Consider the following 23,508-nt stretch of genomic DNA (forward strand, 5'->3'; position numbering starts at 1 on the left):
CAGACCGTGCAGGTCTCCGCCTACCCCGACGCCTACGCCCAGTGGGAGCAGCAGGCCACCGACCTGGTCGGCCAGCACTGGAACAGCTGACCCCCGCACTACCAGCGCCACCGCACGAAAGCACGACCGCATGACCAGCACCACCGCACGAAAGCACCACCGCACCACCGCCGCTGGCCGGCACTCCGTAACCGGGGTGCCGGCCAGCGGCGTACCCCTGGTGTTGGTGTCAGTTCTTGTGGTGGCGCGTGCGGAGGATGTCGATCAGCGCGCAGATCAGCGCGAGCGCGATGATGCCGGTGGCCAGCATGAGCGACCGTTCGAAGGCGGTGGTCCAGTTGCCGCGGCTGTCGGCCAGCGAGGAGAAGAACAGCGAGCCGACGGCGGCGATGCCGGCGGCGGCGCCGATCCGCTGACCGGTCTGGAGCATGCCCGCGCCACTGCCCGACTGCGCCACCGGCACCTCGGCGAGGGTGATCGTCTGGTTGGGGGCGATCACCAGTCCACTGCCGATGCCGGCGATGAGCAGCGGGCCGGTGGTGACCCAGGGCGCCGGGGCGTCCGGTGCGAGGCGTAGCGCGACCACCGTCGCGGCGAGCCCGACCACGACGGTGAGCAGACCGATGGCGACGAGTGGTCGGCCGATGCGGTTGACGATGCGGCCACCGAGCACGGCGGCGGCAGCCGAGCCGAGGGCGAACGGGGTGATGGCCAGGCCCGCGACGAGCGCGCTGTAGCCGAGGCCCATCTGGAGGAACAGGGTGAAGATGAAGAAGATCGCGGTGAAGCCGCCGAAGTAGACGAGCGCCAGGATCGAGCCCAGGGTGTACGACTGGAGGCTGAACAGCCCGAGGTCGAACAGCGGTTGGTGGTTGCGGGCGTACCGCCGCTCCCAGAGCCCGAAGGCGACGAGCACTGCCAGGCCGGTCGGGATGAGCGCCCATTTCCAGGGGCTGTGCCACTGCTGCTCCTGGACGAGGGGCAGCAGGACCAGGACCACACCCACACCGAGCAGGAGTACGCCGACCGGGTCGAGTCGACGCCAGCCGGGTTGACCCGCGGGACGGCCGGGCAGCAGCCGCCAGCCGAGGAGCACCGCGAGGATGCCGACCGGCACGTTGACGAAGAAGACCCAGCGCCACCCGTGTTCCTCGCCGCCGACGGCGATGAGCAGCCCGCCGAGCAGCGGCCCGACGGCGGTGGAGATTCCGATGGTGGCGCCGAGCAGCCCGAACGGGCGGGCCCGTTCCGGCCCTCGGAAGAGTTGCTGGATCAGCCCGATGACCTGCGGGTTGACGATGCCGGCGGCGGCGCCCTGGAGCAGTCGGGTGATGACCAGCCAGGTCGGGGAGGTGGCGAGGCCGGCGAGCGCACTGGTCACGGTGAACAGGGCGATGCCGAAGACGAACGCGTTTCTTCGGCCGCGGGCGTCGCCGAAGCGGCCGGCGGGCACCAGTGCCAGGCCGAAGGTGAGCGCGTACCCGGAGAGGATCCACTGCAGGTCGCTCGACGAGGCGCGCAGCGCCCGGTCGATGGACGGCACCGCGACGTTGACGATGCTCACGTCGAGCAATGTCATGAACGCGGCGACAAGTCCGACGCCGACGGCCTGCCAGCGTCGTCGGTTCGCGGCCGCGTCCACCGGCTGCGGCGGGTGCGCCGCACTCATCGTGCCCCCCGTTGACAGTCGATCAGCATTGTTGATCGCTACCCGGGTCACCGGGGGGCGAATCGTCTCGGCTGGTTCCGCGGGTCACGCCATCTGGCGGGCGCAGAACCGGGGACCGAAGTCGAGGCCCGCCATCGGCGAGTCCTCGCGGTGCAGCAGGCCCTTCTCGGTGAGCAGGTGCAGGGGGCTGCCCACCTGTTCCTGGGTCAGCCCGGACTCCTCGGCGATCAGGTCCGGGTACGGCACCTGTCCGCGTGCCTCCAGGGTGGTGACCGCCTGGTATACCCGTTGCTCGGCTTCCGACAGTTGCACCTGCTGCATGGTTCCTCCTTTGTTCGCCATCGAACTCGTTCGTCCGCCATCGAGGCGGTGTCGTCCGCCATCGCGGTGGCGGTTGCGCGGGGTCGGTTACCCCCTCGGTGACCGAAGATGTGCACCCGATCGGGCGGTCGCGGCGGCCGGCGGGTCCGACGGTGGTGGAGACTAGGCTGCTTCCGTGATCGTCTGGGATCTCGTCGTCGTCGGCGCCGGCCCCGCCGGGCTCTCCGCGGCCTACGCCGCTGCCCGCGCCGGTGTCTCCACACTTGTTGTCGAGCGTGCCGCGCACCCGCGGTACAAGACCTGCGGTGGTGGTCTGATCGGCACCTCACTGGCGGCCGTCGGTGATCGGATCGAGGTGCCCGCGCACGACCGGGTAGACCGGGTCACGTTCACCCGGGATGGCCGTCGGGAGTTCACCCGGCGCAACGACAGCCCGGTGGTGACGATGGTGCGCCGCGAGGAGTTCGACGACCGGCTGCGCGCGGCGGCGGTCGCCGCCGGCGCGCAGGTGCGGGAGCGGGTCGCCGTCCGCGCGATCGAGCAGGACCCCGAGGGGGTACGCCTGCGGCTGGCCGACGGTACGACGATCGCCGCTCGTGCCGTGGTCGGGGCGGACGGCTCGTCGGGGGTGACCGCCCGGCACGTCGGGGTGCGGTACCGGCAGGTGGATCTGGGTCTGGAGTTGGAGATTCCGGTGCCGCCCGCCGAGCAGGAACGGTGGCGGGGTCGGCTGCTGCTGGACTGGGGTGCCATGCCCGGCTCGTACGCCTGGGTCTTTCCCAAGGGTGACCGGTTGACCGTCGGTGTGATCGCCGGGCGGGGCGCGGGGGAGGGGACCCGGGAGTACCTGCGGCGGTTCGTCGACCGGTTGGGGCTGACCGGGTTGCCGGCGGAGCACGACTCGGGCCACCTGACCCGGTGCCGCGAGGAGGATTCGCCGTTGCGTAACGGTCGGGTGCTGGTCGTGGGGGATGCGGCGGGGTTGCTGGAGCCGTGGAGCCGGGAGGGCATCAGCTTCGCGTTGCGGTCGGGTGAGCTGGCCGGCGCGGCGGTCGCCGCCGGTGATCTGGCCGGGTACGAGCGGGCGGCCGCCGAGCGTCTACTGCCGGAGATGCGGGCGGGGTTTCGGCTGCTCGACGTGTTCACCCGCCGCCCGGACGTGTTCCACGCCCTGTTGGCGACCCCGCCGGGCTGGCGGATGTTCGTCCAGTTCTGCCAGGGGCGGGCGAGCTTCGACGAGATGCTGGGACGTCGGCCGATCCGGGCGGCCCTCGCCGTGCTGGACCGGTTGTCCCATCCATCGCGCCAGGCCACCACCGCTCACCCAGTATCCTAGGATGCCTTACGGGGTGTGCGCACGGCTACTGGCGCCGACCGGCGTGACCGCCGGACAATCACAGCGGAGCAGCAGGAGGCGCTGATGACCGGGCAGCCGTTCACCGATGACGAGTACGCGTTTCTGCGCCACGCGAGGTTCGGCGAGTTGCCGCCCGCCGTCCGTCCCGACGAGCGGGTGGCGCTGACCGAGACCGATCCCGGGCGCGACCGGCCGGAGGAGTCCGAGGACCCGATCCGCTGGAACGTGCAGGGCTGAGAACGCGCAACGGGCCGCGGGTGTCGCCACCCACGGCCCGTGTGTGCTGCGCGGGGATCAGAAGACCGGCACGCCCTCGCGTACCAGCCGCCAGTTCGGCTGGAAGAAGTCGTCCGGGTTGATCGTCCCCTTGGCCTGCGCCCAGTCGATGAGCAGCTGGCGGATCTCCTGCTGCGCGTTGTAGACCTGGGTCTTCACGATGCCGGGGAAGTTGCCGCCGCCGCTGCGCCGGTAGTTGTTCACCGCCACCACGAACTGCGCGTTGTCGGCCACCGGCGTGTCGGTGCCGGCCAGCACCAGGCGGGTGATCCGCTGCCCGACCGGCTTGGAGATGTCGATGTCGTAGTCCACGCCGGAGAAGACGTCGTAGTTGTAGTCCGGCACGGCCGGGTCACTGATCTGCTCCGGGTCCACCGGGGCGCCCGGGGCGAGGGTGCGGAAGAACTTCGCCGAGTACTCCAGGTACGCGCGCACCTCGGCACCGCTGAGCACGACCGCCTCGAGGGTGTTGTCGTACACGTACAGCCCGGCCACGTCGCGGATCTTCACGTCGCCGGCGGGGAAGACCGCGGTACGGCTGAACGGCGCCGCGATCGACAGCACCGGCAGGTCGGCGTACGCGGTGCCGGCCAGCGCCGCGCCGACCACCTCGGTCTGCACGTGGTTGATGAAGTCCAGGATCGGCGTGTCCTTGTAGCGCGACTCCGCCGCCGACAACTCGACAGTGGACTGCGCGACGACCTGGTTGACGTACGCGACGGTCTTCTGGTGTTGGGTCCGCACGGCCGCGAGGACCTTCGGGTCCTCGACCACCGTGTTGGTGTTGAGCATGGTGGCGGCCTTCGTGGTGATCGCCCAGCGGCCACGCTCCCGGGTGAGGGTGAAGTCCATCCGGGTGAGCCGCTGGCCCCACTTCGACGGCTCGGAGAGCAGCACCTGCGCGCCGGTCCGCTCGTTGGTGACGAACCGCTCGACCACCTCGTTGTGCGCGTGACCGAAGAGGATCGCGTCGATCCCCGGCACCTGCTGGGCGATCAGCGCCACCGGGTTCTCGTTCGGCAACTCCGGACCGTAGCTGGAGGTGCCGCTGTCACCGCCGTGCGCGGAGATCAGCACGAGGTCCGCGCCGCGGGCCCGCATGATCGGCACCCACTTCGCGGCGGTCGCGACCATGTCGTCGAAGCGCAGCTTGCCCTCGACGTTGCCCCGGTCCCAGATGGCCACACCGGGGTTGGTCAGCCCCAGGATGCCGACCCGCAGGGTCGGCGCGGCGAGACCGAGGGAGACCTTCTTGATGACGTACGGCTGGAAGGCCGGCTTGCCGGTCTTCGCGTTGACGGCATTCGCGGCGAGCGCCGGGAAGCCGAGCTGGCGGATCCACAGGTCCAGCAACGGCAGGCCGTAGTTGAACTCGTGGTTGCCCAGTGTCACCGCGTCGTAGTCGATGACGTTCATCGCGCGGGCCATCGGGTGCTTCTCGCCGGTGGCGGTGATCGGCTCCTGCTTGGCGTAGTACGTGGCCAGCGGCGTGCCCTGGATCGTGTCACCGGCGTCGAGCACCAGCGTCGCCTTGCCGCGCCGCTCGCGGCGGATCTGGTTGATCAGAGTGGCCAACTTCGCGACGCCGATGTCGTTGTGCTTGCTGTCGTCGTACTCGGCGTCCCGGTAGTAATCCCAGTTGTGGACGTTGCCGTGCGTGTCCGACGTGCCCAGGAGGGTGAGGTCCCAGGTGCGCGGCCGGGGCCTGCCGGCCGCCTGCGCGGGCGCTGCGGCGATCAGCGGAGCAGTCGCCGCGGCAGCGGCGGCGACGAGCACCTGACGGCGCGACGGGCCGGAGGGAGAGGTCATGACGTGCCTTTCCGTGGGGGTGGACGCGCTTCGTGGGCGCCTCGCGCACCATAGCCAGCGCCGGTCACTCCCGCCACGGCAGCCCCGATCGTTGCAGCGGTTTCCGCAGGCCACGGCGGGGTAGGGCGATCCGGGAGGACATTCGCGGGAAGGCCCCGCTTCCCGCGCGCAGCGAGGAGAGTTTTCAGTGAGCGAGGACCAGCACACCCAGCAGGACCCGACCAGCCAGTACGGCCAGCAGTCCGGTCAGCCCCCACAGCAGCAGTCAGCGCCCGGCTCGACCGGGGAGATGACCCCGAAGCCGGACCACGGGGAGGAGTCGTACCGGGGCAGCGGCAAACTCGACGGCAAGCGGGCGCTGATCACCGGAGGTGACTCCGGGATCGGCCGGGCCATCGCGATCGCGTACGCCCGGGAGGGCGCCGACGTGCTCATCTCGTATCTGAGCGAGGAGGAGGACGCCGACGCCCGGGAGACGATCCGGCTGGTCGAGGCCGCCGGCCGGCGGGGCGTCGCGGTCCGCGGCGACATCACCGACGAGGCGCACTGCCAGGAGTTGGTCGACCGGACCGTGCGGGACCTGGGCGGCATCGACATCCTGGTGAACAACGCGGCGTACCAGATGTCACAGGACAAGGGGATCCTGGGGATCAGCACCGAGCAGTTCGACCGGGTGTTCAAGACCAACCTGTACGCCATGTTCTGGCTCTGCAAGGCCGCCATCCCGCACCTGCCCGAGGGGTCGGCGATCATCAACACGGCGTCGATCCAGGCGTTCGACCCGTCGCCGCAACTGCTCGACTACGCCACCACCAAGGCGGGGATCGCCAACTTCACCAAGGCCCTCGCCGCCGACCTGGCCGAGCAGGGCATCCGGGTCAACGCGGTCGCCCCCGGCCCGGTCTGGACGCCGCTGATCCCGGCCACCATGCCGGAGGAAAAGGTGAAGCAGTTCGGCACCGACACCCCCGAGGGTCGCCCCGGCCAACCGGCGGAGCTGGCTCCGGCGTACGTCTTCTTCGCCTCGCAGGAGTCCAGCTACGTCACCGGCGAGATCCTGGGGGTCACGGGCGGTCGACCGACCAAGTGATCCGCCGTCGGGGCGGGCGCCGCTCGGCTGCCCGCCCCGACGCGGCTCCTCCGACGCCGGGCTGGGGTCTTCTTGCCTGCTTCGTCGCCGTCAACGCGGCCACGCGGCGAACTGGATTGGTTCGGGGCGTCGTGGTGTGATCTGACGAGCGGCGGTCGCGTCAGCGCGGCCAGGTGGCGAAGCGCTGCCGGACCTGGGCGATGTCGGCGGCGCCGAGGCCGTAACGGCCGAAGCGCTGCTCGGACAGCCGGTCCAGGTAACGGCCGGCGGCCCGCACGTCCGCCGGATCCAGCGCGGGGTCGACCTGCCGTGCCAGCACCAACAGTTCGGTCACGTCGTAGTGCTCCAGCGCCGCCGCCACGTCGATGAAGTCGCGGACCTCCCGCCGGTTGACCAACGCCGCGATCTTGTTGGCCACCAGGTCGCGGACGTCCATCACCGGGCCGAGGTCCATCACCACCGGGCTCTGGTGGCGGTCCAACCGGGCCAGGCTGAGCCGGATCTGCCGCCCGTCCCGGCTCACCACGAAGTCCTTCATGTCCTGGTCGTATCCGTCGAACAGCTCGCCGAGGTCGCTGTCCGGGTCGGCGTCGGTGACGGTGAAGCCGGCGCGTTCCAACGCCATCCGCACCCCGGCGGACGCTGCCGCGGCAGCGCCCTCCACGTCGGCGAAGAGGTCGACGTCCTCCGTCGGGCGGGCGACCAACCCGTGCGCGGCCCAGGCGACCCCACCGCCGAGGACGAACCGGTACGGCCCGGCGGCGGTCAGCGCCACCCGGGCGACCTCCCGGTAGAACTCGTGCAGGTGCGAGCCGATCACGCCGCGCGCAGGCTGCGGTGTCGGCTCTCCCACGCCTGCCGTACGCCCCGGGGCAGGTTGAGCAACCGCCACACCCGGCGCAAAGTCCGCCCGTTGATCAGCGCCCGCAGATCCTCTGCCCGGGTGGTCTCGCGCAGCACGTTCTCGTACATCCAGAGCAGTTGGTCGGGGTCGCCGAGGTCGAAGGTGCGCTCGGCGTTCCACATCAACCGCACGGGCAGTTCCACGACACCCCGGGTCGGGCCGGCCAGCTCGGCGAGCGTGCGCGCCACCACGGCCGGACGACCCGGGCGAGCCAGGAAGGCCACGCCGGTCGGGGTGGGGGAGAGGGCCTGCATGCTGTCAGGGTAACGCCCGCCAATGCCGGTGTCGTTCAGGATGAACCCGGCGCGCGCCGCCAGGCGCACTCACCCAGCTGTACCCGACGCGATTTTTGTCCGGTTTGCGCGTCATGGCGGGCTCGTGCCGTTCGTGATCGACTCGGGTTTGCGGAGTTCGGGGTGTCCGGGCGTGCGGGATACCGCGACTTTCATGAAGGCGAGTGGATCATGCCTGGCGGGGGCGGTTCGGGGTCGTGGGTGCGGGGTGGTGTGGGTGGTTTGTCCGGTGGGGGGTGGTTGTGGGTTGTGACCGGTCGCATCCGTGGGCCGGAATCGTGGCCGGGCCGGGGTCGTTACATACCCTGACGATCGCAGCACGACCTGCCGCCCGCCCGGCCCGCAGGGGTCAGGATGCGGCTCCCGCAGGTCGGAATGCCGACCCGGGCCCCGTCGTTACAGTCCCCACGAACGACCGTAGGCACCGCCCCGACGAGGGTGCCGCGCGACGGGCCAACCCGGAATGACCCCGGCCCCCCGGTCGTTACACCTGGACCCCGGCGCCACGAGCCCCCCGCTCGCAGGTCGCCGACCGTCGAAGACTTTCCCCCCTTGTATGTGCAGCGCCGGACGAGGTGCTCACACCCGCCGTCACCGTTCCCCCTCGGTGGCAGCGGGTGGTCCTACCCCCGAAGGAGCTACCCCCATGAACACGATCATGCGTAAGAGTGTGCTGTCTGTTGCTGGTCTCGCGTTCGCCGGTGGTGTGTTCGCCGGTCCGATCGCCGCGCACGCCAACCCGGTCGACGCCAAGCCCGTCGCGGCAGCTGTGCAGGGCACCGCCCTGAAGCCGCAGGGTGAGCAGTCCCGGATCACCCTGAACGATGAGCAGAGCGCGAACGTCAAGGCGATCATCGCCGCGACGAAGAAGGCGGGTCTGCCCGAGCGGGCCGCGGTCATCTCGATCGCGACGAGTCTGCAGGAGTCGAAGTTGGAGAACCTGGGCCACCTGGGCGATATGAACGACCACGACTCGCTGGGCCTGTTCCAGCAGCGCCCGAGCTCGGGTTGGGGTACCCCGGAGCAGATCACCGATCCGGCCTACTCCACGACGGCGTTCCTCAAGGGCCTCAAGCAGGTCGACGGCTGGCAGGACATGCCCCTGACCGAGGCCGCACAGACCGTGCAGGTCTCCGCCTACCCCGACGCCTACGCCCAGTGGGAGCAGCAGGCCACCGACCTGGTCGGCCAGCACTGGAACAGCTGACCCACCGCACGGCACTACCGCAGGACATCGACCGTTGGCCGGCACCCCCGTAACTCGGGTGCCGGCCAACGGTGTTTCCGTTGGCCGGTGTCGCTAGTCCGTCGGGGTGCGCGAGGCGTTGTCCGGTGTTCCGGGGAGGTGGCTGGTCCGGCCTGGTGGACGGTTGTTCGGAGATCTTGGACAGTTTCCGTTCAGGCGAAACGGAAACTGTCCAAGATCTGGTGCGCGGCCCCGTGATGGGGAACAACGTGGGTGCCGGGCCGGTTGTGGAGGGTGTCGGTGTGACTCAGTGTCCCCGGGCCTCACCTAATATCGCCTTCGCGGAACACCGTTCGGCTGGAGCCGCGTCGTGCCACTCGCCGAGAGGCGACCTGCACACCGACACCAGCGCCGCCCCCGGCCCACACAGCCGGGGGCGGCGCTGTTGGTGGGGCCGGAGCCGGCACAATTGTTCGGGTGACCGATTTTCAGCCCTGGCCCGAGCAGCCGGGTCTGCTCGTACTGCCCAGCGGGACGACAGTGCGCGGACGCCGCATCGCCGCGTCGACCTCGCCCGCCGACTTCGCCCTGCTGTTGGCGGATGGTCCGGAGCCGGCCTGGATGCATCGGCGGATCCGGTGGCCTGATTTCTGGGTGCCGACCGATCGGGCGGATGCCCTCGACGCGCTGCGGGAGGCGCTGCGGCGTGCGCACGACGGTGCGCGCGTCGAGGTGGCCTGCCGGGGTGGGGTGGGGCGCACCGGAACCGCACTGGCCGCGCTGGCGATCCTCGACGGCCTGCCGGCCGAGCGGGCGGTGGCCTGGGTCCGTGCGGGTTACCACCCGAAGGCGGTGGAGACGCCCTGGCAGCGGCGCTGGCTGCGCCGCGTCGCCTGACCTGCACCGCCCGCCCGCCGCTGACCCGGCGCAGCGCACCGCCTCCGCGCTCTACGGCACGGCAGTGGCGGCGGTCGGTGGTGTCACCCCTGGCCGACCACCGCCGGCGCGTTGACGTACTCACGCAGGTGGGTGGCGGTGAGCGTGTCACCTTGGGCGACCAGGTCAGCGGGCGTGCCGGTGAAGACGATCTGTCCGCCGTCGTGGCCCGCGCCCGGGCCGAGGTCGATGAGCCAGTCGGCGTGGGCCATGACCGCCTGGTGGTGTTCGATGACGATCACCGTGTTGCCGGCGTCGACCATCCGGTCGAGCAGGGCCAGCAGTTGGTCCACGTCGGCGAGGTGCAGGCCGGTGGTGGGTTCGTCCAGTACGTACGTGGTGGTCTTCTCCGCCAAGTGGATGGCGAGCTTGAGTCGTTGCCGTTCCCCGCCGGACAGGGTGGTCAGCGGCTGGCCGAGGCTGAGGTAGCCCAGCCCGACGTCGACCAGTCGACCGAGGATGAGGTGCGCCGGACCACCAGGGAAGAACGCGTACGCCTCGGTGACCGACATGGCCAGCACCTCGCTGATGTTCTTGCCGCGCAGCGTGTACGTGAGCACCTCGTCGGTGAAGCGTCGTCCCTCGCACCGTTCGCAGACGCTGGCGACGCCGGCCATCATCGCCAGGTCGGTGTAGATCAGCCCGATCCCCTTGCAGGCTGGGCAGGCACCCTCGGAGTTGGCGCTGAACAGGGCTGCCTTGACCCCGTTGGCCTTGGCGAAGGCGGTGCGGATCGGGTCGAGCAGGCCACTGTAGGTGGCCGGGTTGCTGCGTCGCGACCCGCGGATGGCGGACTGGTCCACGATGACCACCCCGGATCGGCCGCGCAGCGAGCCGTGGATCAGCGAGCTCTTGCCGGAGCCGGCCACACCGGTGACCACGGTGAGCACCCCGAGCGGGATGTCCACGTCCACGTCGCGCAGGTTGTGCAGGTCGGCCTGGCGGATGGGGAGCTGCCCGGTCGGTCGGCGCACGTCGGAGCGCAGGGTCACCCGGTGGTCCAGGTGCCGGCCGGTGAGGGTGTCGGAGCGGCGCAGGGCGGGCACGTCGCCGGTGAAGCAGATCCGGCCACCCGCGGTGCCGGCCCCCGGCCCGAGGTCGACCACGTGGTCGGCGATCGCGATGGTCTCCGGCTTGTGTTCGACCACCAGCACCGTGTTGCCCTTGTCGCGCAGCCGCAGCAGCAGGTCGTTCATCCGGGCGATGTCGTGCGGGTGCAGGCCGACTGTGGGTTCGTCGAAGACGTACGTGACGTCGGACAGGCTGGAGCCGAGGTGCCGGACCATTTTCACCCGTTGCGCCTCGCCGCCGGACAGGGTGGCGGACTCCCGGTCCAGGCTGAGGTAGCCCAGCCCGATCTCGACCAGGGACTCCAGCAGGTCCCGCAGGTTGGCGATCAGTGGCGCCACCGATGGATCGTCGATGCCCCGGACGAACGCGGCCAGGTCGCTGATCTGCATGGCCGAGCAGTCGGCGATGGTGCGCCCGGCGATCCGCGACGACAGGGCCGCCGCGTTGAGCCGGGTGCCGCCGCAGTCGCCGCAGGTGGTGAAGGTGACGGCCCGGTCGACGAAGGCACGGATGTGCGCTTGCATCGACTCGCGGTCCTTGGCCAGGAGGAGCCGCTTGACCTTGACCGCCAGACCCTCGTACGTCAGGTTGTTGCCGCCCACCTTGATCTTCGTGGACGGCTTGTGCAGGAGGTCGTCCCACTGTTGCGGGGTGAAGTCCTGGAGTTTGGCGTCCGGGTCGAACAGGCCGGAGCCGACGATGGTCTGCCAGTACCAGGAGCCGACCGCGAAGTTGGGCACGGTGATCGCGCCGTCGTTGAGGGAACGCTCGACGTCGACCAGCTGGTGCACGTCGAGGTCGGAGACCCGGCCCAGCCCTTCGCAGGTGGTGCACATGCCCTCGGGCAGGTTGAAGCTGAACGCTCCGGCGCCGCCCACCTGCGGGTCGCCGAGCCGGCTGAAGAGGATCCGCAGCATCGCGTACGCGTCGGTGGCGGTGCCAACCGTGGAGCGGGAGTTGACCCCCATCCGCTCCTGGTCGACGACGATGGCCGCGCTGAGGTTGCGCAGCGAGTCGACGTCCGGCCGGTTGAGGTTCGGCATGAACGACTGGAGGAAGGTGCTGTAGGTCTCGTTGATCATGCGCTGGGACTCGGCGGCGATGGTGCCGAAGACCAGCGACGACTTGCCCGAGCCGGAGACGCCGGTGAAGACGGTCAACCGGCGCTTGGGGATGTCGACCGAGACGCTGGCGAGGTTGTTCTCCCGCGCTCCGCGTACCTCGATCATGTCGTGGCTGTCGGCGGCGGACCATGCTGGCTGCGACATGCGAACCCTTCACAGAGTCGTGGCGGGACTCGTCCCCCGCCGAAGCTGACGGGTTCCATTGTCTCATTCATGTCCATGTAGAGACTTTCGGCGACAGCGCAGCGGTGAGAGTGGCGAGACGCCCCGGGAAGTCTCAAATCACGACGTAAGCGGTACGGTGGCTGGCGTGGACGTCGCCCCGGAGGATCGGTTACGTGCCGTGGACCTGGCGGCCACCGTCGGGATCTCGGTGCAGCAGGTGCGCAACTACGTCGAGTTGGGTGTGCTGCCGCCGGTGCGCCGCACCCCGAGCGGTTACCGGATCTTCACCAGCGAGCACGCCCGGGCGCTGACCGTGGCGCGGCGGCTGGCCGAGGGGCACGGCTGGAGCCGTACCCGGGAGGTCATGGCCGCGGTGCACCGGGGTGACCTGCCGGCGGCCCTGGCGGCGCTCGACGGCGGCCATGCCGAGTTGGACCGGGAACGCGCCGAGATCCGCCGGGTGCTCGGCGCCTTCGAGACGGTGCTGGCCAGCCCACCGGCGGCCCGGCCCGCGGCACGCCACGGCGCCCGCATCGGCGAGGTCGCCGCCCTGGTCGGGGTGCGGACCTCGCAGCTGCGTCTGTGGGAGCAGCGCGCGCTGCTGCGGCCGCACCGCACCCCGGGCACCAACTACCGGGTGTACGACGAGGCGGAACTACGCGCCGCGCAGGTCATCGCGTTGCTGCGCCGAGGCGCGTACCCGTTCGAGATCATCGCGGCGGTGCTGGGGGAGTTGCGGACCACCGGCAGCCCGCAGCGGGTTCGCGCCGAGCTTGCCCGCCGCGAGCAGGACCTGCACGCGCGCAGCCTGCGCCGGCTGCGGGGCAGTGCCGCCCTGTACGACTACCTGCGCGCTCGCGGCGACGCGGGTTGACGGTCATCCCGTCCCGCCGGGCGATCTTGTTGACTAGGGTCGGGCACATGAGAGCTGCGCTGCTGGCGGCCACGGCGTCCGCCGTCCTGCTCGCTCCCGCGCCGGTCGCCGCCGCGGGAACGCCCGCCGGGCCACCCGTGCGCTGCCCGCGGGTGCCGGCCCCGGCGATGTCGCGTCCACCCCGGCCCTCGCCCCCGCCCGCCATGCCCGAGCAGCGGGTGGTCGGCGGCGCGGCGCTGGACACGGCCGGCCTGGTCGTGCCGGCCGACGCCGCCGCGCCACCGGCGATCACGGCCACGTCGTGGCTGGTCGCCGACCTGGACAGCGGCCAGGTGCTCGGCGGTTGCGGCCCACACGAGTACGGCACGCCGGCCAGCGTGCAGAAGCTCCTGCTGGCGGCCACGATGCTGCCCCGGCTGGACCCGAAGCAGCCGGTCACCGTCACCGAGGACGATATGAACATCGAGCCCGGCTCCTCGGCGGTGGGCCTGGTCGCGGGCGGTCGCTACACCATCGAGACGGTCTGGCTGGGTCTGCTGCTCAACTCCGGTAACGAGGCCGCGAACGTGCTGGCCCGGCTGGGTGGTGGGGCGGACGGCGCGGCCGGCGGCGTACGCGCCATGAACGAGCAGGCCCACCGGCTCGGCGCGCTGCAGACGCACGCGGTCACCCCGTCGGGGCTGGACGGCAGGGGGCAGTTCACCAGCGCGTACGACCTGGCGCTGATCGCCCGGGCCTGTTTCGCCGAGCCGACCTTCCGCCGGTACGCGCTGACCGAGCAGGCGGAGATACCCACCCAGGCGGCGCAGCGCACCAAGGGTTTCCAGATCCAGAACGAGAACCAGCTCATCTACCGGTACCCGGGTGCGCTCGGGGGCAAGACCGGCTTCACCGACCTGGCCCGGCACACCTACGTGGGTGCGGCGGAGCGTGACGGGCGGCGTCTGGTGGTGACCCTGTTGGGTGCCGAGTCGGCGCCGAAACGCGGGTGGGAGCAGGGTGCGGCCCTGCTGGACTGGGGCTTCACGCTGCCCCGGGACGCCTCCGTCGGTCGGCTGGTCGAGGCGGGGGAGTTGACCGCCACGCCGACGGCGGGATCGTCCGCGCTGGCGGCACCCGGTGCGCCCCGGCCGGCGGCGGCCAGCGGGCCCGCGCGTACCGGCTCGGGGTGGTTGTGGGCGGTGACCGCGACCAGCGGCGCCGCGGTGCTGGCGCTGCTGGGTGGGCTGCTGTGGCGGCGTCGCCGCCGGCTGCCCTGAGCCGCGGACCGCGCCGCGCCGGCGGTTGCCTGAGCCGGCGGCTGCCCGGACGGATCGACATCGGGCGCGGGCATCCATAGACTCCGGTCTTTCTGGCACCACGAGTCCAGGAGGATCACCGTGTCGAGTGAACTCGAACCGCGCCCCGGCGTGGCGGCACCCCGTCGACCGCTGCGCGCCCTGTCCCGCCTCGCGGGAGCGACAGTGTTCGCCGGGGCGCTTGTCGTCGGGGCGTCCGCGAGCGCGGTCGCCGCGCCCGCCGCCCCCGTGGGCGCTTCCACCGCGTCGTCCACCGCCGCTGACGCCGCCACCCGACCGCCGCGCACCACCCACGGCCCGTGCGCGTACACCGAGACACCCGACGAGCCCGCGGCCCGGCCGGTGCCGCTGCCGCCCGACCCGCGACGGACCCCGGCCCGGGGCAGCGTCCGGGTGACCCTGAAGACCAACCACGGGTCGATCGGGCTGACCCTGGACCGGGCCGCCGCGCCGTGCACCGTGCAGAGCTTCCTGCACCTGGTCGGCAAGCGCTTCTACGACCGCACCCCGTGCCACCGGCTCACCGCGTATCCCACGCTGAGTGTGCTGCAGTGCGGTGACCCGTCCGGCACCGGCGAGGGCGGCCCGGGATACCGCTACCGCGACGAGCTGCCGACCGGCCTCCCGCCGGCACCCACCGACCCGACCGGGGAACGCCGGGTGTACGCCCGGGGTGTGCTGGCCATGGCCAACGCGGGGCCGGACACCAACGGCAGCCAGTTCTTCCTGGTCTACGCCAACTCGGCGCTGCGGCCCAACTACACGATCTTCGGCGAGGTCGACGCGGCCGGGCTGGCCACCCTGGACCGGATCGCCGCCGGGGGAGTGGCACCGACCGCCGAGGACCCGGCGCCGGTCGACGGCGCGCCCGCGCTGCCGGTGACCATCCACAAGGCCGTCCGCGCACACCACCACCACTGACCGTACGGCGCGGTGGGCGACTCCCGGTCGCTCACCGCTCCGGCGTGCTCACCCCGGCACCCGAAATTTTCGGGATCGGACCGGAACTGGTCCACCCGGTCTCCGACCCGGTTCCGACCGTCACGACGGGCCGGACGACCCGGACGGTGGGGCGGTGCTGTCGCGGACGACCAGCTCGGTGGCGAGTTCCACCCGCGGCGAGTCGATGCCCTCACCCTGGGCCAGCCGCAGCACGGTCCGTGCCGCCAACCGTCCCATCTCGACCAACGGTTGGCGCACAGTGGTCAGTGGTGGCGAGGCCCAGCGGGCTTCCGGCAGGTCGTCGAAGCCGATGACGCTCACGTCGTCGGGCACCCGCAACCCTCGGCGGCGGATGGCCTCGTAGACCCCGAAGGCCATCTGGTCACTCGCGGCGAAGATGCCGGTCGGCGGATCGGCGAGGTCGAGCAGCGCGGTCCCGCCGGCGAACCCGGAGGAGTGGTAGAAGTCGCCGGGGTAGATCAGCGCGTCGTCCACCGGCACCCCGGCGCTCTCCAGCCCGGCCCGGTAACCGTCGAGCCGCGCCCGGCTGCACAGCAGGTGCGTCGGACCCGCCACCAGGCCGATGCGCCGGTGCCCGATCGCGAGCAGGTGCTCGGTCGCGGCCATCCCGCCGGCCCAGTTGGTGGCACCGATCGTCGGCACGTCCATGGCCGGGACACCGGCCGGGTCGACGACCACCACCGGCACGTTGAGGCGGCGCAGTTGCGCGTGCAGCGGTGGGCTCAGGTGCGAGGTCACGAAGATGACGCCGTCGGTGGCCCGGGTGCGCAGGTTCTGCAGCCACTGCCGGGCGGCGGTGGGCTGTCGGTGGATCGCGGAGACCACCGTGCCGACGCCCGCGCCGTGCCCGACATCCTCCACGCCCCGGATGATTTCCACGGCCCAGGGGCTGTCCAGGTCGTTGAAGACCAGGTCGACGAGGCCGGCGCGGCGGACGCTGCGGCTGGTGCGACGCCGGTAGCCGTGGTGGCGCAGCAACTCCTCGACTCGCTCCCGGGTGCCCGGGGCGACATCGGAGCGACCGTTGAGCACCCGCGACACGGTTGGCACCGACACCCCGGCCTCCCGTGCGATCGCGGTGATGGTCACCCTGCGTCCGTCGTCCGCGCTCACCCGCGTCTCCTTCACCGAGCCGGAAGAACGACCACAAGCCGTCGTCAACCGAGGATCCCGGAACGGTGTGCCCGTTCCACGCGTCATCTTGCCTCACCGACGGGGGTTGACGACATGCCAGGTCGGTTCTAGCGTTCGGCAAAGTTGCGGAAGCTTTCCGGAAGTTCGGCGGACCGAGGGCAGCATGTACACCGATCTACCTGAGGAACAGCTGCGCGACTACCGGGGCGTCGTCCGGGAGCCGGCGGACTTCGACGACTTTTGGGCCGACACCCTGGCGGACGCCCGGGACGCCGGCTGGCCGGTCCGGGTCGAGCCGGTCGCGACCGAGTTGACCAGCATCGACGTCCTCGACGTGACCTTCGCGGGGTTCGCCGGCCAGACCGTGCGAGCCTGGCTGCGGGTGCCGCACGGCGCCGACGCGGCACTGCCCACGGTGGTCCAGTTCGCCGGCTACGGCGGCGGGCGCGGGCACCCGCTGGAGAACCTGCTCTGGGCGGCGGCCGGGTTCGCGCACCTCCAGATGGACACCCGGGGGCAGGGCTCGGGATGGAGCCGAGGCGACACCCCGGATCTCGGCGTGGCCGGCCCGGAGGCACCCGGCGTCACCACCCGGGGCATCACCGACCCGAAGACCTACTACTACCGGCGGCTGATCACCGACGCGGTCCGGGCGGTGGACGCCGTCCGGACCCTGCCGCTCGTCGACCCGACCCGGGTGGCGGTGCTCGGGCACAGCCAGGGCGGCGGGTTGGCACTCGCCGCCGGTGCGCTGGCACCCGGGGTGCGGGCGGTGGTCGCGCACGTGCCGTTCCTCTGCGACATTCCGCGCGCGGTGGTGACCACCGCCGTCCGCCCCTACCGGGAGATCCGCGACTACCTGGCGATCCACCGCGGCGCCGAGGAGCGGGTGCTGACCACCCTCGCGTACGTCGACGGGGTCAACTTCGCCCGGCGCTGCCGCCGTCCGGCGAAGTACTCGGTGGCGTTGATGGACGACATCGTGCCGCCGTCGACGGTGTACGCGGCGGTCAACGCGCACGCCGGGCCGACCGAGTTGGCCGTGTGGCGGTACAACGGCCACGAGGCCGGCGGGATCGACGACGACGAGTCGGCGCTGGTCTTCCTCCGCGACCACCTGACCGAGGGCTGAGCCGGCACGGCGTGCCGGGCGGGGCTGAGCCGGCACCGGGTGCCGGGCAGGGCTGAGCCAGCACGGCGGGCCGGGCCGGCCGATCCGGCACCCCGTGCCGGGTGGGGCTGATAGACAGGACTCGTGCGCCATCGCATCGCCGTCGTGCTCGCGTTCGCTGGGCTGCTCGGTGGTTGTTCGCGACCGGAACCCCGCCCCGCGCCGGCCACGCCGTCGTCGACGCCGGCCAGCCCCACGCCGAGCCCCGCCCCCAGGCCCACCCCCACCGCGTCTGCCGCCGCCGCGCTCCGGCTGCCGGGCTTCGTGGTGCTGACCGACCTGGACCCGCGCATCCACGCCGACATCCGCTACGCCGCGGCGCACAACTTCGTCGGCCGCCCGATCACCGGCTACGCCGAGCCGCTGTGCCTGCTCACCCGGCAGGCCGCCGAGTCGCTGCGCCGGGTGCAGGACGCCGCGCTGGCCGGTGGGCACAGCCTCAAGGTGTACGACTGCTACCGCCCGCAGCCGGCGGTGGACGACTTCGTCGCCTGGTCGAAGCGCCCCGGTGAGCAGCAGACCAAGGCCGAGTTCTACCCGGACCTGGCCAAGAACCGGCTCTTCGCCGACGGTTACATCGGGGCACCCACCGCACACAGCCGGGGCAGCACCATGGACCTGACGCTCGTCGACGAGCCCGCCGCCGGCCAGCCCGCGTACCGGGCCGGGCAGCCGCTTGTCGCCTGCACCGCACCCCGGGGGCGGCGCTTCGCCGACAACAGCATCGACATGGGCACCGGCTTCGACTGCTTCGACTCCCGGGCGCACACCGCCGACCCCCGCGTCAGCGGGGCGGCGCGGAACAACCGGCGGTTGTTGCAGCGGCTGATGACCGACGCCGGCTTCGTCAACTACGACCGGGAGTGGTGGCACTACAGCCTGCGCGACGAGCCGTACCCGGACACGTTCTTCGCCGCGCCGGTCGCCCGCTCGTCGGTCGGCTGACCGCCCGGCCCGGCGGCACCGGCGCCGCTGCCGCTGCCGCTGCCTACGGCATGATCGCTGTCATGAGCACCGAACGGATCGGCCCCCCGGTCACCGGCGAGGAGCGGGAGACGCTGCGCGCCTTCCTCGACTTCCATCGGGCGACCCTGGCCCTCAAATGCGAGGGTCTGTCCGACGAGCAGCTACGTCGGCAGTCCATGCCGCCTTCCACGCTGAGCCTGCTCGGCCTGGTACGACACATGGCGGAGGTGGAACGCGCCTGGTTCCGGCGGGTCATCGACGGCGAGGATATTCCGTTGGTCTGGTCGGAGACCGGCGACTTCCAGCAGGCGTACGACGCCAGCTCGGCCACCCGCTCGGAAGCGTTCGCCGCCTGGGAGCGTGAGGTCGAGCACGCCCGCCGAATCGAGCTCGCTGCCCCGTCGCTCGACGTGACCGGCCACAACGTCCGCTCCGGCGAGACCGTGTCGCTGCGGCTGGTGATGCTGCACCTGATCCACGAGTACGCCCGGCACAACGGGCACGCCGACTTCCTCCGCGAGGGCATCGACGGCACCGTTGGCGTCTAGGTTGTCTCGCGGATCATGAATCTCGCTCGTTAGACCTGTTGTGGCACGTGGCGATCTGACGAATCACGAGTGGGCTGTGCTGGCGCCGTTGCTGCCGGCGCAGCCTGTTCGTGTCAGGTCCAGTAGAGGATCCGGCAGGCCGGCACCCGCGAGCCGAGTTCGGCGGTGAACCAGGCGCGAAGCTCGGCCATCGTGTCGCGCGGGTAGACGTACTTCACCGCGCCGAACTTGCCGTGCTTACGGCTGCGCGACTCCTCGTCCATCTCCAGCCGGGTGCGCGGGTACCAGCCGAGCAGCACCTCCTTGCTGCCCGGCGTGAACCGGTGGGTGATCAGCTCGGCGGTCAGGTCCAGCTCCGGCACCCCGTCGACCGCCGCGCGGACCTGGTCGAGCAACTCGCCGTAGCGGTCCCGCCAGTCGGGCAGCGCGATGATGGGGGCGATGGTCAGCCCGACCGGGTAGCCGTCGAGGGCGAGCCGGCGCAGTGCGGCCAGCCGCTCCGGCACCCGGGCGGTGCCGCCCTCGAAGCGTTCGCTGACCGGGGCGCAGTTGACGCTGAAGCGGACCCGGGTGCGGCCGGCGTGCGGCAGCCCGACGAAGGTGTCCACGTCGGCGTACTTGGTGGTCCAGCGCAGTTGCACGGGCGCGTCCCAGTCGGCGAAGTGCTGCACCGCACGCCGCCAACTGCCGGTCAGGTGCTCCAGCGCCAGGGGGTCGGTGTAGCAGGACGCCTCGAAGGTGGTGCCCTCGTCGGCGCGCCGCGCGTTTCGGCTGGTCACCGTCCCGCGCCCGGCGTAGGCGGCCAGCCCGGCCAGGATGTCGTCGAGGTCCGCGTACACCCGGGTCACCGGTGGGCCGGACAGCGATCCGGCGAGATAGCAGTATTGGCAGTGCGCCGGGCAGCCCTCGGCGAGGTCGACCCGCCAGTCGGCGCTGGGCGCGATGGGTTGCAGGGTGCGCCGCGAGGGTGGGCTGACCACGATCGCCATGGTGGCCTTGGCCCGCGCGTACGTCTCCCGGTCGGTCTGTCCGCGTACCCCGGTGAGCCGGTTGGCGCGCAGGTGTTCCACCTCGATGCCCTGTGCCCGCACCCGCTCGACGATCCGCTGACCGTGCGGGTGGTCCAGGGCGGCCGGGGTGGCCACCACCCGACGCGGGGTCCAGCGGCGGGCCGGCCGAGCCGCGGGTGCGAGCCCGGCGAGGTCACGGGTCGGCACCCACTCGCCGCTGGCGTCGTGCGGCGCGGCGGGCACGTCGACGGCGAGTGGCTGGTCGACGTCGACGGCATCCGGGCTGGTCATCCGGCCGGGGTACCCGCTGTCGCGGGAATCCCACCCGATCGGCCGACCCGCGATTGACGCCACCGGTGACACCGCATAACCTTTCGTCTATCTGTAAACCTTGTGAACAGATCCAGGTCGACGCGGCGGCGCGCGTCCCCACCGAAGGGACGATCAGGTGATCGCAGAACTCTCCTCCCGTACCAGACGAATCCTGTCGTTGCTCGTCGCCCTCGTCGTCGCGGTGAGCGCCGGCCTCGCGGTCAACGCCTCGCGGAGTGCGCAGGCCGCGCCGACGTTCAAGGTCCTGGCCTTCTACAACGGCACCTGGGACGCCGCGCACATCGACTTCGTCAAGGACGCCCGGGCCTGGTTCCCGCAGGCCGCCGCCCAGTACGGCTTCTCCTGGGAGGCCACCAACAACTGGAGCCTGCTGAACTCCGCCAACCTGGCCCAGTACAAGGTCGTCATGTTCCTCGACGACGCCCCGCCGACCGCCCAGCGGGCCGCGTTCCAGCAGTACATGCAGAACGGCGGGGCGTGGCTGGGCTTCCACGTCAGCGCCTGGACCGACAACCCGTCGAGCTGGAGCTGGTACTACAACACCTTCCTCGGCACCGGTTCGTTCCAGACGAACACCTGGGGGCCGACCCGGGTCACCATGCGCGCCGACAACCGCACCCACCCGGCCACCCGGAACCTGCCCGCGACGTTCCCCTCGTCGATCAGCGAGTGGTACTCCTGGAGCAACGACCTGCGGCAGAACCCCAACATCGACATCCTCGCCTCGGTCGACGCGTCCAGCTTCCCGGTCGGCACCGACCCCAACCAGTCCTGGTACGGCGGGTACTACCCGCTGGTGTGGAGCAACCGGCAGTACAAGATGCTCTACGCCAACTTCGGGCACAACGCCATGAACTACAGCACCAACACCGGGCTGTCGTCGACGTTCGACAGCGCGCAGCAGAACCAGCTGCTGATCGACGGGCTGCACTGGCTCGCCGGTGCCGGCACCGTCCCCCCGACCACGCCCCCGCCGACCGACGGCATCTCGCCGACGGCCTGGCACACCGTGGTCAACCGGGGCAACGGCAAGTGCGTGGACGCGCGGGCCGCCGCCAGCGCGAACGGCACCGCCATCCAGCAGTACGCGTGCAACAGCAGCGCCGCGCAGCAGTACCAGTTCGTGCCGACCAGCGGCGGCTACCTGCGGGTCAACAACCGCACCAACGCCGCCCAGGTGCTCGACGTGACCGACCGGTCGACGGCCGACTCGGCGCCGATCCAGCTCTGGTCCTACAGCGGTGGCAACAACCAGCAGTGGCGAGCCGAGTCCGAGGGCGGCGGCTACTACCGCCTGGTCAACCGGCTCAGCGGCAAGTGCCTCGACGTGCCCGGGGCGTCCACGGCGGACAGCGTCCAGCTCATCCAGTACGCCTGCAACGGCACCGCGGCGCAGTCGTTCCGGCTGGTGCCGCAGTCCTGACCGGGGGGAGCGCACTCCCTCGCCGGAGGGAGGTGCCGCGCACGCTCGGTTCCTAGCGTGAGCGGCATGACGACAAGTGATCGGCTTACCGGGGCGTGGCGCGCGGCCCACGCCCCGGTCGCGGGAGTGCCCCGCTGGGCGCGAAACGCCGCGTACCTCATCCCGTTCACCGTGCTGCCGTCGGGCCTCTGGCGGCTTCCGGTCGCGTTCCGCGACGGCATCGGGTTCGACGGACGGGTGTACGTCGTCTGCCTCTCGATCGTGGCGGAGCTGATCGCGTTCACCGCCGTCGGGCTCGTCGCCGCCTGGGGAGAGCGGTTCCCGCGCTGGATTCCGTGGCTGGCTGGCCGCCGGGTGCCGACGCCGGCCGCCCTCATACCCGCGACGCTCGGCGCGACATTCCTGACCGTCCTGTGGACCACAGCCTTCGCCCGGATACCCGCCGGGGTCACCATGAGAGGCACGCCGCTCCCGGCGGACTTCCCCACCCAGGGCGGCGCGTGGGAGGCCGCGATCTTCTATGCCTGCTATCTCCCGCTGCTGCTGTGGGGACCACTGCTCGCGGCGGTCGCCTACGCCTATCACCGGCGACGGCAGGGCAGCTACGACACCTGAGCGGCCCGACCGAACCGGGCGGCGACGGCACGCACGACGGCGTGCAACTCCGGCGGGTCGAGCACGTCGAAGTCGACCTCCAGGGTGCTGATGAACGCGGCCAGGTTGGTCAGCGACTCCCCACCGGTGTGCAGCAGGCAGGTCCGCTCGTCGATCGCCTCCAGCAGGCCCGCCGTGGTGGGGATCCGCTGCGCCATCTGGTCCGCCGACGCGTGCAGGCGTACCCGTGCCGGGTGCGGCCAGGCGGCGGAGCCGACGCCGCGCAGCACGTGCGCGACCGCGTCGCCACCTGGCGGCTCCCGGGGTGCGAAGCGCGGACCGGTCGGCACCCGGGGCTGGATCCGGTCGGCGCGGAAGGTCCGCCAGTCGGCCCGGTCGGTGTCCCAGCCCAGCAGGTACCAGCGCCGCCCGGTGTAGACCAGCCGGTACGGCTCGACGTCGCGCACGGTGGCCGTGCCGTCGTGCCCGGCGTAGTCGAAGCGCAGGCGTTCCGCCCGGTGCACCGCCGTCGAGATGGCGGTGAGCGTGCCGGCGTCCACGGTCGGGCCGCCGCCCGCGGCCGAGACCGTCGCCGCCCGCAGGGCGTCCACCCGGTGCCGCAGCCGCGACGGCAACGACTGTTCCAGCTTCGCCAGCGCGCGCAGCGACGTCTCCTCGATGCCGGTCACCGAACCGCCGGCTGCCGCCCGCAGCCCGACGGCCACCGCCACGGCCTCGTCGTCGTCGAGCAGCAGCGGCGGCAGGGCCGATCCGGCGCCGAGCCGGTAACCCCCGGCGACCCCGGGGTGGGACTCGATCTGGTAGCCCAGCACCCGCAGCCGCTCCACGTCGGTGCGCACGGTGCGGGTGGTGACCGCCAGCCGGTCGGCCAGCTCCGCGCCGGACCACTCCCGGCGCACCTGTAGGAGGGTCAGCAGCCGCAGCAGGCGCACCGAGGTCTCCACCATGCCCGCGAGTCTGCCCTACCGTCGC

Annotated in this window: 22 protein-coding genes; 13 read left to right on the forward strand and 9 right to left on the reverse strand. The window is 71.6% G+C overall.

Going from position 1 to position 23,508, the window contains the following annotated elements:
- Positions 1 to 229: 229 nt before the first annotated feature.
- Complete coding sequence (locus AB0B14_RS20435) at positions 230 to 1,669, reverse strand: MFS transporter (RefSeq protein ID WP_357523528.1); 1,440 nt, start codon at positions 1,667 to 1,669, stop codon at positions 230 to 232.
- Between the two features lie 84 nt (positions 1,670 to 1,753).
- Positions 1,754 to 1,990, reverse strand: coding sequence for a hypothetical protein (locus AB0B14_RS20440; protein ID WP_112587077.1), 237 nt, complete (start codon positions 1,988 to 1,990; stop codon positions 1,754 to 1,756).
- 175 nt (positions 1,991 to 2,165) lie between these two features.
- On the opposite strand from AB0B14_RS20440, the gene AB0B14_RS20445 reads away from it, so the two are divergent.
- Positions 2,166 to 3,326, forward strand: a complete 1,161-nt coding sequence (locus tag AB0B14_RS20445) for a geranylgeranyl reductase family protein (protein ID WP_357523530.1) — start codon at positions 2,166 to 2,168, stop codon at positions 3,324 to 3,326.
- A gap of 84 nt (positions 3,327 to 3,410) precedes the next feature.
- Positions 3,411 to 3,584 carry a hypothetical protein gene (locus AB0B14_RS20450; protein ID WP_357523531.1) on the forward strand — a complete coding sequence of 58 codons (174 nt, stop codon included), beginning with the start codon at positions 3,411 to 3,413 and terminating at the stop codon, positions 3,582 to 3,584.
- Positions 3,585 to 3,641: 57 nt separating this feature from the next.
- Here the strand turns inward: AB0B14_RS20450 and AB0B14_RS20455 are convergent, their stop codons facing one another.
- A complete protein-coding gene (locus tag AB0B14_RS20455; protein WP_357523533.1) occupies positions 3,642 to 5,432 on the reverse strand; it encodes a 5'-nucleotidase C-terminal domain-containing protein in 1,791 nt (596 codons plus the stop codon).
- Between the two features lie 187 nt (positions 5,433 to 5,619).
- Here AB0B14_RS20455 and AB0B14_RS20460 point away from each other — a divergent pair, with 187 nt between their 5' ends.
- Complete coding sequence (locus AB0B14_RS20460) at positions 5,620 to 6,522, forward strand: SDR family oxidoreductase (protein WP_357523535.1); 903 nt, start codon at positions 5,620 to 5,622, stop codon at positions 6,520 to 6,522.
- Between the two features lie 160 nt (positions 6,523 to 6,682).
- Here AB0B14_RS20460 and AB0B14_RS20465 read toward each other — a convergent pair whose 3' ends face one another.
- Together AB0B14_RS20465 and AB0B14_RS20470 are read right to left on the reverse strand one after the other, a co-directional pair.
- Positions 6,683 to 7,342, reverse strand: a complete 660-nt coding sequence (locus tag AB0B14_RS20465; RefSeq protein ID WP_357076891.1) for a nucleotidyl transferase AbiEii/AbiGii toxin family protein — start codon at positions 7,340 to 7,342, stop codon at positions 6,683 to 6,685.
- Positions 7,339 to 7,680 (reverse strand): hypothetical protein, encoded by a 342-nt coding sequence (locus AB0B14_RS20470; protein WP_357076894.1) that lies wholly within the window; start codon positions 7,678 to 7,680, stop codon positions 7,339 to 7,341. The genes AB0B14_RS20465 and AB0B14_RS20470 overlap by 4 nt, the downstream gene beginning before the upstream one ends.
- A 685-nt stretch (positions 7,681 to 8,365) precedes the next feature.
- Between AB0B14_RS20470 and AB0B14_RS20475 the strand changes: the two genes are divergently transcribed.
- Together AB0B14_RS20475 and AB0B14_RS20480 are read left to right on the forward strand one after the other, a co-directional pair.
- Positions 8,366 to 8,926 (forward strand): hypothetical protein, encoded by a 561-nt coding sequence (locus tag AB0B14_RS20475; protein ID WP_357523537.1) that lies wholly within the window; start codon positions 8,366 to 8,368, stop codon positions 8,924 to 8,926.
- 456 nt (positions 8,927 to 9,382) lie between these two features.
- Positions 9,383 to 9,802 carry a protein-tyrosine phosphatase family protein gene (locus tag AB0B14_RS20480; protein WP_357078686.1) on the forward strand — a complete coding sequence of 140 codons (420 nt, stop codon included), beginning with the start codon at positions 9,383 to 9,385 and terminating at the stop codon, positions 9,800 to 9,802.
- 83 nt (positions 9,803 to 9,885) lie between these two features.
- On the opposite strand, the gene AB0B14_RS20485 is transcribed toward AB0B14_RS20480, so the two are convergent.
- Positions 9,886 to 12,180: an excinuclease ABC subunit UvrA gene (locus AB0B14_RS20485; RefSeq protein ID WP_357523539.1), complete on the reverse strand. Its 2,295-nt coding sequence runs from the start codon at positions 12,178 to 12,180 to the stop codon at positions 9,886 to 9,888.
- A 166-nt stretch (positions 12,181 to 12,346) separates the two neighbouring features.
- Between AB0B14_RS20485 and AB0B14_RS20490 the strand changes: the two genes are divergently transcribed.
- From AB0B14_RS20490 to AB0B14_RS20500, 3 genes are all read left to right on the forward strand, one after another.
- Positions 12,347 to 13,075 carry a MerR family transcriptional regulator gene (locus AB0B14_RS20490; RefSeq protein WP_357523541.1) on the forward strand — a complete coding sequence of 243 codons (729 nt, stop codon included), beginning with the start codon at positions 12,347 to 12,349 and terminating at the stop codon, positions 13,073 to 13,075.
- A gap of 47 nt (positions 13,076 to 13,122) precedes the next feature.
- Positions 13,123 to 14,334, forward strand: a complete 1,212-nt coding sequence (locus AB0B14_RS20495; RefSeq protein WP_357523543.1) for a D-alanyl-D-alanine carboxypeptidase — start codon at positions 13,123 to 13,125, stop codon at positions 14,332 to 14,334.
- A gap of 120 nt (positions 14,335 to 14,454) precedes the next feature.
- Positions 14,455 to 15,294 (forward strand): peptidylprolyl isomerase, encoded by an 840-nt coding sequence (locus AB0B14_RS20500; protein ID WP_357078672.1) that lies wholly within the window; start codon positions 14,455 to 14,457, stop codon positions 15,292 to 15,294.
- A 120-nt stretch (positions 15,295 to 15,414) separates the two neighbouring features.
- On the opposite strand, the gene AB0B14_RS20505 is transcribed toward AB0B14_RS20500, so the two are convergent.
- Positions 15,415 to 16,449, reverse strand: coding sequence for a LacI family DNA-binding transcriptional regulator (locus AB0B14_RS20505; RefSeq protein ID WP_357078669.1), 1,035 nt, complete (start codon positions 16,447 to 16,449; stop codon positions 15,415 to 15,417).
- Between the two features lie 184 nt (positions 16,450 to 16,633).
- Here AB0B14_RS20505 and AB0B14_RS20510 point away from each other — a divergent pair, with 184 nt between their 5' ends.
- The 3 genes from AB0B14_RS20510 to AB0B14_RS20520 all read left to right on the forward strand — a co-directional run bounded on the left by AB0B14_RS20510 (position 16,634) and on the right by AB0B14_RS20520 (position 19,155).
- Positions 16,634 to 17,602 (forward strand): acetylxylan esterase, encoded by a 969-nt coding sequence (locus AB0B14_RS20510; protein WP_357078666.1) that lies wholly within the window; start codon positions 16,634 to 16,636, stop codon positions 17,600 to 17,602.
- Positions 17,603 to 17,725: 123 nt separating this feature from the next.
- Positions 17,726 to 18,586, forward strand: a complete 861-nt coding sequence (locus AB0B14_RS20515) for a M15 family metallopeptidase (RefSeq protein WP_357523545.1) — start codon at positions 17,726 to 17,728, stop codon at positions 18,584 to 18,586.
- A gap of 62 nt (positions 18,587 to 18,648) precedes the next feature.
- Positions 18,649 to 19,155, forward strand: a complete 507-nt coding sequence (locus tag AB0B14_RS20520) for a DinB family protein (RefSeq protein ID WP_357523547.1) — start codon at positions 18,649 to 18,651, stop codon at positions 19,153 to 19,155.
- 113 nt (positions 19,156 to 19,268) lie between these two features.
- Here the strand turns inward: AB0B14_RS20520 and AB0B14_RS20525 are convergent, their stop codons facing one another.
- Positions 19,269 to 20,456: a spore photoproduct lyase family protein gene (locus AB0B14_RS20525; protein ID WP_357523549.1), complete on the reverse strand. Its 1,188-nt coding sequence runs from the start codon at positions 20,454 to 20,456 to the stop codon at positions 19,269 to 19,271.
- A 157-nt stretch (positions 20,457 to 20,613) separates the two neighbouring features.
- On the opposite strand from AB0B14_RS20525, the gene AB0B14_RS20530 reads away from it, so the two are divergent.
- Entirely contained in the window at positions 20,614 to 21,921 is a 1,308-nt protein-coding gene (locus AB0B14_RS20530; protein WP_357523551.1) for an RICIN domain-containing protein, read from the forward strand.
- A 66-nt stretch (positions 21,922 to 21,987) separates the two neighbouring features.
- Positions 21,988 to 22,536, forward strand: a complete 549-nt coding sequence (locus AB0B14_RS20535) for a hypothetical protein (protein WP_357078649.1) — start codon at positions 21,988 to 21,990, stop codon at positions 22,534 to 22,536.
- Here the strand turns inward: AB0B14_RS20535 and AB0B14_RS20540 are convergent.
- Positions 22,524 to 23,483 carry a YafY family protein gene (locus AB0B14_RS20540; protein ID WP_357078645.1) on the reverse strand — a complete coding sequence of 320 codons (960 nt, stop codon included), beginning with the start codon at positions 23,481 to 23,483 and terminating at the stop codon, positions 22,524 to 22,526. The genes AB0B14_RS20535 and AB0B14_RS20540 overlap by 13 nt on opposite strands.
- Between the last annotated feature and the right edge of the window lie 25 nt (positions 23,484 to 23,508).

This window comes from Micromonospora sp. NPDC049171 (assembly GCF_040648275.1).
GTDB lineage: Bacteria > Actinomycetota > Actinomycetes > Mycobacteriales > Micromonosporaceae > Micromonospora.